Source organism: Spirosoma litoris (assembly GCF_054776755.1).
Genome location: NZ_BAAHBI010000031.1, coordinates 211,248 through 218,926 on the forward strand (window position 1 = coordinate 211,248; position 7,679 = coordinate 218,926).

The window sequence follows — 7,679 nt, forward strand, 5'->3', positions numbered from 1 at the left end:
TTGAGGATTATTGCCAACACAAATCTATCAGAAATTAATGAGTCAGGAAACCATAATTTTCTCTATGGCAGGCGTGAGTAAAAATATTCCGCCTAACCGACAAATCCTAAAGAACATCTACCTTTCCTTTTTTTATGGTGCAAAAATCGGTGTTTTAGGACTTAATGGTTCCGGTAAATCGACCTTATTGCGGATCATAGCAGGTATAGACAAAAATTATACCGGAGAAGTTGTTTTCTCGCCCGGTTATTCGGTTGGTATGCTGGAGCAGGAGCCAAAGTTTGAGGCTGGCAAAACTGTACGTGAGGTTGTGGAAGAGGGCGTACAGGAAGTTGTGAACCTTTTGAAGGAATTTGACGAGATTAATGAAGCCTTTGGTGACCCCGATGCCGACTTCGATAAACTTATTAATCGGCAAGGCGAGGTTCAGGAAAAACTGGACCATTATAACGCCTGGGAACTTGACCAGAAGCTCGAACGAGCCATGGACGCGCTCCGATGCCCACCGTCCGATGCCCTGATCGATAATCTGTCGGGAGGAGAAAAGCGCCGGGTGGCTCTCTGTCGCCTGCTGCTACAGCAACCAGACGTTTTACTACTTGATGAGCCAACGAACCATCTTGATGCCGAATCGGTGTTGTGGTTAGAAGAACACCTTCGTCAATATTCAGGAACCGTTATCGCTGTAACCCACGATCGGTATTTTCTGGATAACGTAGCGGGCTGGATTCTTGAACTTGATCGGGGCGAAGGCATTCCCTGGAAAGGCAATTATTCATCGTGGTTAGAGCAGAAACAAAATCGGCTAGCGAGAGAAGAAAAAACAGAGTCGAAACGTCAGAAAACCCTTCAACGTGAGTTGGAATGGGTGAAAATGGCTCCGAAAGCACGTCAGGCAAAGTCTAAAGCGCGTTTGGGGGCTTACGAAAAGCTGCTGAATGAAGATGCCAAGCAACGAGACGAAAAACTCGAAATTTTCATTCCGGCTGGTCCACGTTTAGGTGCTAAAGTGATTGAAGCCGAGGACGTATCCAAAGCATTTGGCGATCGGCTTTTGTTTGAACACCTGGGCTTCAGACTGCCACAGGGTGGTATTGTTGGTATCATCGGGCCAAACGGAGCAGGCAAAACAACGCTCTTTAAACTCATTACCGGCCGCGACAAACCCAATTCGGGCACATTTGATGTAGGCGAAACGGTAAAAGTGGCCTACGTTGATCAGGAACATGATGGCTTAGATCCGAACAAAACGGTCTATGAAACCATTTCTGGAGGCAATGACTGGATTATGATGGGTGGAAAGCAGTCAAACGCGCGCGCCTACGTAAGCCGATTTAATTTTGGCGGTGCCGATCAGGAAAAGAAAATCGGAACACTGTCGGGAGGTGAGCGTAACCGGGTTCATCTGGCCATGACGCTCAAGGAAGGCGCGAACCTGCTCTTGTTGGATGAGCCAACCAATGACCTGGATGTGAATACGTTGCGGGCGCTGGAAGAAGGTCTGGAAAATTTTGCAGGCTGTGCGGTAATCATCAGTCACGATCGTTGGTTCCTGGATCGTATTGCTACCCATATTCTGGCCTTTGAAGGTGATTCGCAGGTCTATTGGTTTGAGGGAAATTTCTCGGAATACGAAGAAAATCGACGTAAGCGACTAGGCACGGAAGCCACGCCAACCCGGATCAAGTATAAAAAATTAGGCTGATTTAAGAAGCGGATTAAAAATAAACGGGCGCCACATTTCCCTTGAAACGTGGCGCCCGTTTATTTTTAATCCGCTTCAGCAGATAGATGGCTGGCGGTTAGTGCTTTACTAATTTCTTAAGGAGCCAATAGATTCACGAAAGATCATGCTTTAAGAGATAGTCTGCCTTGTGTTTTAGATACATGGGGTTCGCCTTTTCTTCACCCTTTAACAAAAAACAATCGATGAAACCGTCAAGACGTAATTTCTTACAATCGCTGGGCGTTGGCGTGGCCAGTTTGGGGGTTAGTAAACAAGCTTCTGCTACAGCATTACCTGCACCTAAAAAGCCAGCAGGCGACGATCAGGTTCTGTTTGTGGGCGACACGATTGCTATTGCCAATACAGAACACGGAAAAGTTAGGGGATTTATTCTTCGGGGTATTCATCAATTTTTAGGGGTGCCTTATGGAGCTGATACCTCGGGTAAGAATCGGTTTATGCCTCCACAAAAGCCCGCGCCCTGGACTGATATTCGGCCTACTCTCTGGTGGGGAAACTCAGCTCCTCAAATTATGGAAAAACGATACGCCAATGTTTACGCGTCCTTCGTTGACCACTGGAATTACGATGATGTTTCGGAAGACTGCCTGAAACTAAATGTATGGACACCAGCTCTGGACTCGCAAAAACGGCCAGTGGTTGTCTGGCTGCACGGCGGGGGCTTCGTTAATGGAAATGCGGTTGAACAAGATGGATATCAGGGTGAAAACCTGTCTCGTCTGGGCAATATCGTTTTTTGCTCCATCAATCACCGACTTGGCTCGCTGGGATATACCGATCTGAAAGCTGCCGGAGGACATGCCGCATCTGGTAACGTGGGCAATCTGGATATGGTGGCCGCTTTGGAGTGGGTCAAAAACAATATTGCCAATTTTGGTGGAGACCCTGCCAACGTAACCATTATTGGGCAGTCGGGTGGCGGAGCTAAAGTGACAACCTTAATGAATATGCCATCCGCTAAAGGACTGTTTCACAAGGCTGTTGCGTTAAGTGGTAGCTCGCTATCTGGCGTCAATAAAGAATATGCCGAAAAATTAGGCGTGAAGGTGATGGAGGAAGCTGGCCTGAAGCCGGGCGAAATCGATAAACTTCAGCAGATTCCGTGGCGCCAATACATTGATATTGCCAACCGGGCTGTTGAGAAAATGGCCGATGAAGCCAAGCGAATGAATATCCAGCGGGGGGGCTATTCGCCCGTTGGTGATGGTACCTACTTGGCCGAAGGGGCTTTTTTCAATAACCCCAATCAATTCTCGGCTGATATTCCGCTGATTCTCTGTTCCACATTTCATGAGCAAAATCCTGACCGGACAGACGCTAGCCTGGAAGGTATTTCGTTGGCCGAAGTGAAAGAGAAAATAAAATCCCGCTTTGGCGATAAATCCGGCGAAATCGTAGATGCTTACGCCAAGAATTTCCCGAAGGCTCGCCCCATTGAGATTTGGGCATTGATTGTTTCAAATCGGAAGAATGTCGTTGCTACTGCCGATGCTAAAGCCGCTCAGCAAAAAGCGCCTGTCTACGTGGCCTGGTTTGGCTGGCAACCCCCTCTATTTGATGGTCGGATGCGGGCTTTCCACTGCGATGATATTTGTTTCTGGTTTTATAACACCGATTTGATGCTTACCCATACGGGAGGTGGTAAGCGACCACGGGCCTTATCTGATAAGATGGCGCATTCGTTCCTTAACTTTATCAAAACCGGCAATCCCAATGGAGGAGGCTTACCTAACTGGAAGCCGTACACGACCCAACACGGTGAAACCATGATTCTGGATGATGTTCCCGCTTTGGCGAATGATCCCGATCGCGAAGCACGGAAAACGCTGGCTTAAGAAAGAATTGTCTGGTTATAAATCCAAACGGTCCCATACGGTCAATTGACTATATGGGACCGTTCGCTTGTAGGGGAACTTGGCAATGGATGGCTGTTCTGATACTTAACTATCATCCGTTAGCCAGGTCAACGCGTTTTCTAAACACATAGCCCCATGCTCAGCGTCGTCAGCCATATCGGCTAGTTCGGTTAACAGCAATACGCCGGTTAAGATGTGAACACGATTGCGATCGATCGGACGTCCTGTTATCTGTTCATAGTAGCCAATAACAGCCGTAGTAAGCTCCTTTGAAATAAAGCTGGTATAAATAAATTCCTCGTGTAATTCGCCAAAACCAGCATCGCCAAAGTCATAAATTCCAATTAGTTGTTGAGCAGAATAGTCAAAAGCCATATTCCAGCCGTGACCATCGAAAAATCCATATATAGAGAGATCAGGCGGAAGTTGCGTCCAGGCTTTGAGCGTTTGTTGGGCCTTAAGGATAAGGTTTTTGGGTAAGTATGGTTGAATACCAGCCAGAATAATGTCAGGACTTGGCCATTGGTCAATTGGTAGAGCACCGGCAGTTCGTAGCAAGTTTGGCTCAATTGCGTGTAGCTGCGCATAAAAGCGGGTTATGTCTGCCGCTAAGCTCATTTTAGCCGCCTTTCCCAGTAATTCATACTGCGCCTTCGTGATGGGCTCCCCTTTGAGCTTTGTGTGTTTCGAAAATGCTACAGGCTTTTCAAAAAACTCAAGATCGGGGACTTTTATGGTAACTCTTGGTCGAATCACGGTGAGCATTGTAGCTTCTCTACGTAGTACTTCAACTGCCTCCGGATCACGGGGGAATTTAAAAATCAACCGATCATCTACATCAACGGCAACAGAATCCCATCCGGTAGTTAGTAGTGTAAACGTAGCGTCGGCAAGATCAGGAAAACAGGCTAGGATTGTGTTTTTTAACTGGTCGAGCATGATTGGCTTTGAAGCAGAAACGAAAGAAGGATCTAAATTAAAGCTATTCGATTTGACTTCATGCAAAAAACGGCGCAAAATGAAAAAGCCGTTACGAATTCGTAACGGCTTTACTTAAGTAGCGGGAGCCAGACTCGAACCTAGTTAATTTCCGTATAACTCATAGTTGGGGTTCTTCTTCCTAATGGGCGGAAATTTACGGTTTCAAACGAAGTTTATAGTTCTAGCTAATGGTTACTATCTCAAATTGGGGAGCATTTTGTGAGACGTTCAAACTGAATATTGTAAGCTTAAGCTTTTCGTTCTTTAGCTTACACCCCTCCCTAGTAGTTGCAAAAGTCTCAAATAGGTTTGATAAGCATCGACTAGTTGCATTCACCCTTCGAATAGCTCGTAATTCCATGAGCTAGTGCTTCGCATTCGTTCCCGTACGTTTTCCCATTACACCCACATACGGGTGCATAATTGGCTAAACAACCATAATTCCCTGTAGGCTTTTCGACGCAGGGCGGGTCAACTTTTGGGTGACAGCTTAAACAAGTAAAGAACAGAATTAGGGTTGCAACCGTAGGCATGGTGATATAGGAGTTTTATGTATGAATACTTATGTTATAATTCGTAGGCATATCGATGTGAAAGATCACTTTAGTCGTTATTTAATGCAAAACATTAAATAATATTTGTTTTACATTAAATAAGCCATACTTTTATGGCTCTTAAACCAATTCATTATGAAACTTATCAATATATTTTTCTGGACAGTTGCTGGCTTAATTGGTCTGCAATGCCTATTCTTTATCTATAGAGGGCTAACAATTATCAGTCAGTATAGCGGAGTACTCAAATGGATGTGGGTTTTCAAAATAGCCACTTATTTAGGCATTGTGGCTATGGGAATACTTGTATTCAATATGAAGAAAACGCTAGGTGATAAGGGATTTTTTGACCCTAAGAATATCCAACAATTACGCTCTTTCGGGTTCCTTAGCTTGGTTGTTGCCATTTTTAATTCAATGGCTAACGCAGGTATGAACACCTGGCACTACTACCAAAAGGAAATCAGCCTTCAAGAGGCCAAAGGAAAACTGTTGTTTTATCTAGCTGAGCATGTATTTGATCATTCACTAATCGTCTATGTTCTGGTATTGTCGGTGTTGTTGCTTACCTACTTCACCCAAAAAGCAATTGAGGTCAAAACTGAAAATGAAGCCTTTATCTAACCGTGGGGATTATAGTAAATTTAGATGTCGTAATGGCCAAACGAAAGATGTCGCTTAATGAGCTATCGAATCAGGTTGGCATATCGAATGTGAACTTATCCGTTCTGAAGACGGGTAAAGCAAAGGGTGTACGTTTCGATACCTTGGCCGCTATATGCCGAGCTTTACAATGTCAACCGGGTGATATTCTAGAATACATTGACACCGAAATCGGTCAAGAAGAAGCGGTTGAATCAGACAGCCAGTAAAGTGGCTGTCAATATTTGAAGTTTCTTGATCTGTAGATATAGTCAGCCGTATCAGAAAACGCCCGAATTATAAATACTCAAATCGCTCTTTGTCTCAGTTAGGAGGATTTTGTGGGACGTAGTTAGAAGAGGTGTAAAGCAGGAATCTCGCTGGCTGTCGGACGCAAGCTGACCTTTATTAGCAATTGTGTCCACCCAACGCCAACAGGGGTTGATGGATGAGCACACAAGATAACTGAACACCACCAAGTTCCAACCTTTACCCCCCTGTTTGGTTGGGCTGCCAGCCCTCCCACGGGACGTGCGTCCTGTCACAGGGAAGCTACCTCACGTAGAGTAAAATTCAGAATTACCCTAATCGCCTTCTAGAATTAGGATTCCCTCAGATGCATCAACAGGCAACTTGGCTTGAACGGCTTCCAATTGAACTGCGTCAAAGTTAGTTTGATGAGCTAAAGTAATGAGCTGTTCCCATTGAGACGCATACAGTCTTGAATGACCGTACAAATCAACGTGTATGCCAGCTTGACGCTCATACTGAAAAATTAGCTTGTCAAAGACATCATCAACCTCGATTTGCCCAATCCGGGTTTTGCTTCTGCCTTCCTGCCAATAAATATCTAAAGCCATTAACACTATTCTATTAAAGTTTTCTGTTCAGGCGATTGCCTTGTCACACGCGAGTTGGCAAACCCACTTTTTGCTTGGCTAACTGGAGCGTCTCTCGTGTCGACCGGAGCGGCCCAACGAGCCAAACAGCGCACCTGTCGAGATGTACTGTCTGTCACACGAATGACCGCATAGACGCTTTTCAGCTTGTGGCGATGCACCCAACACCCGCGAGGGCTGATGGTGAGCGAGTCACTTAACTGAACGCGAACGACCTCAACCTTTACACCCTCGTTTGGTTGGGCTGCAAACTCTCCTTCGGGACGTGCTTCCTGTCGCAAGACAGCCGCCCACTGAACGTTACTTTAGCTCAAGCCCATTTTCAATTAACAGTTGCCGCAACTCTGCATTGTCTATCCATCCTTCACTTTCACGCATCGCGATCAGAAGATATTTTTTGGCTTCAGCTAAAGAATAAGCTTCTCCGCGCACATAGGCATATTTCCAAGGACGCTTGTCGGCTGGTATTAGGTATTCAAAATAATATTCCTTTGTACCAATGTTACTAATTACGACCAAGCTATCAGCGGCTGAATCATCTTTGGTTTGCAGGATTAGTCTAGCGTGTGAAGTCAATCCCCAAATCAAAGTCTCCTTAAAGGTATCATTGATCAAATCAACAAACGCTAACATTGCCTTTCCAACATCAACGTATGCATTTGCACTTGTTTCAGAGAGTTCAATATAAAACTCTTCTAGAGTACACCTTTTCTGCTCTGAACACCGCTTAATTGGCATATCAATGATTTGTCGTTGATAAATTGCTCATTCTCCAAATTCCGTTGTCGACCGAAACCCAACTAATGAGCCTTGAAGTGGTCCAATGAGGGCGTTTCCTTTGTCGCAGGAGACCTAGAAATGGAACTCAAATAGCCTGCCTGTCGGGACGTGCTCACTGTCGCCCGAAAGCTAGCACTCACGCTTTTACTTTTGGCAGGATCACCCAACGCCAACAGGGGCTGATGGATGAGCAAGCTACCTCACTGAACAGAGACAACCT

9 protein-coding genes are annotated in these 7,679 nt (G+C 45.5%); 4 read left to right on the top strand and 5 right to left on the bottom strand.

Annotated elements, in window-relative coordinates; translation table 11 throughout:
• Positions 1 to 37 precede the first annotated feature (37 nt).
• Both ettA and ACYVGR_RS18590 read left to right on the top strand, forming a co-directional pair.
• Complete coding sequence (gene ettA / locus ACYVGR_RS18585; RefSeq protein ID WP_460959362.1) at positions 38 to 1,705, top strand: energy-dependent translational throttle protein EttA; 1,668 nt, start codon at positions 38 to 40, stop codon at positions 1,703 to 1,705.
• 224 nt (positions 1,706 to 1,929) lie between these two features.
• The gene (locus tag ACYVGR_RS18590; RefSeq protein WP_460959364.1) at positions 1,930 to 3,582 is read left to right on the top strand and encodes a carboxylesterase/lipase family protein; all 1,653 of its coding nucleotides are present in this window, start codon (positions 1,930 to 1,932) and stop codon (positions 3,580 to 3,582) included.
• Between the two features lie 105 nt (positions 3,583 to 3,687).
• Here ACYVGR_RS18590 and ACYVGR_RS18595 read toward each other — a convergent pair whose 3' ends face one another.
• Together ACYVGR_RS18595 and ACYVGR_RS18600 are read right to left on the bottom strand one after the other, a co-directional pair.
• Positions 3,688 to 4,542, bottom strand: a complete 855-nt coding sequence (locus tag ACYVGR_RS18595; RefSeq protein WP_460959366.1) for a phosphotransferase family protein — start codon at positions 4,540 to 4,542, stop codon at positions 3,688 to 3,690.
• A 365-nt stretch (positions 4,543 to 4,907) separates the two neighbouring features.
• Entirely contained in the window at positions 4,908 to 5,117 is a 210-nt protein-coding gene (locus ACYVGR_RS18600; protein ID WP_460959368.1) for a Kazal-type serine protease inhibitor family protein, read from the bottom strand.
• 156 nt (positions 5,118 to 5,273) lie between these two features.
• Between ACYVGR_RS18600 and ACYVGR_RS18605 the strand changes: the two genes are divergently transcribed.
• Together ACYVGR_RS18605 and ACYVGR_RS18610 are read left to right on the top strand one after the other, a co-directional pair.
• Positions 5,274 to 5,762, top strand: coding sequence for a hypothetical protein (locus tag ACYVGR_RS18605; protein WP_460959370.1), 489 nt, complete (start codon positions 5,274 to 5,276; stop codon positions 5,760 to 5,762).
• A gap of 2 nt (positions 5,763 to 5,764) precedes the next feature.
• On the top strand, positions 5,765 to 6,010 hold the full coding sequence (locus ACYVGR_RS18610; protein ID WP_460959372.1) for a helix-turn-helix domain-containing protein: 246 nt from the start codon (positions 5,765 to 5,767) through the stop codon (positions 6,008 to 6,010).
• 354 nt (positions 6,011 to 6,364) lie between these two features.
• Here ACYVGR_RS18610 and ACYVGR_RS18615 read toward each other — a convergent pair whose 3' ends face one another.
• The 3 genes from ACYVGR_RS18615 to ACYVGR_RS18625 are packed head-to-tail and all read right to left on the bottom strand — an operon-like array spanning position 6,365 to position 7,417.
• Positions 6,365 to 6,640: a hypothetical protein gene (locus tag ACYVGR_RS18615; protein WP_460959374.1), complete on the bottom strand. Its 276-nt coding sequence runs from the start codon at positions 6,638 to 6,640 to the stop codon at positions 6,365 to 6,367.
• 5 nt (positions 6,641 to 6,645) lie between these two features.
• On the bottom strand, positions 6,646 to 6,960 hold the full coding sequence (locus ACYVGR_RS18620; protein ID WP_460959376.1) for a hypothetical protein: 315 nt from the start codon (positions 6,958 to 6,960) through the stop codon (positions 6,646 to 6,648).
• Between the two features lie 19 nt (positions 6,961 to 6,979).
• Positions 6,980 to 7,417 (bottom strand): hypothetical protein, encoded by a 438-nt coding sequence (locus tag ACYVGR_RS18625; protein WP_460959378.1) that lies wholly within the window; start codon positions 7,415 to 7,417, stop codon positions 6,980 to 6,982.
• Positions 7,418 to 7,679 lie beyond the last annotated feature (262 nt).

Bases quoted from the DNA above. Each gene is read 5' to 3' on its own strand.
- ACYVGR_RS18615 (WP_460959374.1), bottom strand. From the start codon at position 6,640: ATGGCTTTAGATATTTATTGGCAGGAAGGCAGAAGCAAAACCCGGATT.
- ACYVGR_RS18625 (WP_460959378.1), bottom strand. From the start codon at position 7,417: ATGCCAATTAAGCGGTGTTCAGAGCAGAAAAGGTGTACTCTAGAAGAG.
- ACYVGR_RS18590 (WP_460959364.1), top strand. From the start codon at position 1,930: ATGAAACCGTCAAGACGTAATTTCTTACAATCGCTGGGCGTTGGCGTG.
- ACYVGR_RS18600 (WP_460959368.1), bottom strand. From the start codon at position 5,117: ATGCCTACGGTTGCAACCCTAATTCTGTTCTTTACTTGTTTAAGCTGT.
- ACYVGR_RS18605 (WP_460959370.1), top strand. From the start codon at position 5,274: ATGAAACTTATCAATATATTTTTCTGGACAGTTGCTGGCTTAATTGGT.
- ACYVGR_RS18595 (WP_460959366.1), bottom strand. From the start codon at position 4,542: ATGCTCGACCAGTTAAAAAACACAATCCTAGCCTGTTTTCCTGATCTT.
- ettA (WP_460959362.1), top strand. From the start codon at position 38: ATGAGTCAGGAAACCATAATTTTCTCTATGGCAGGCGTGAGTAAAAAT.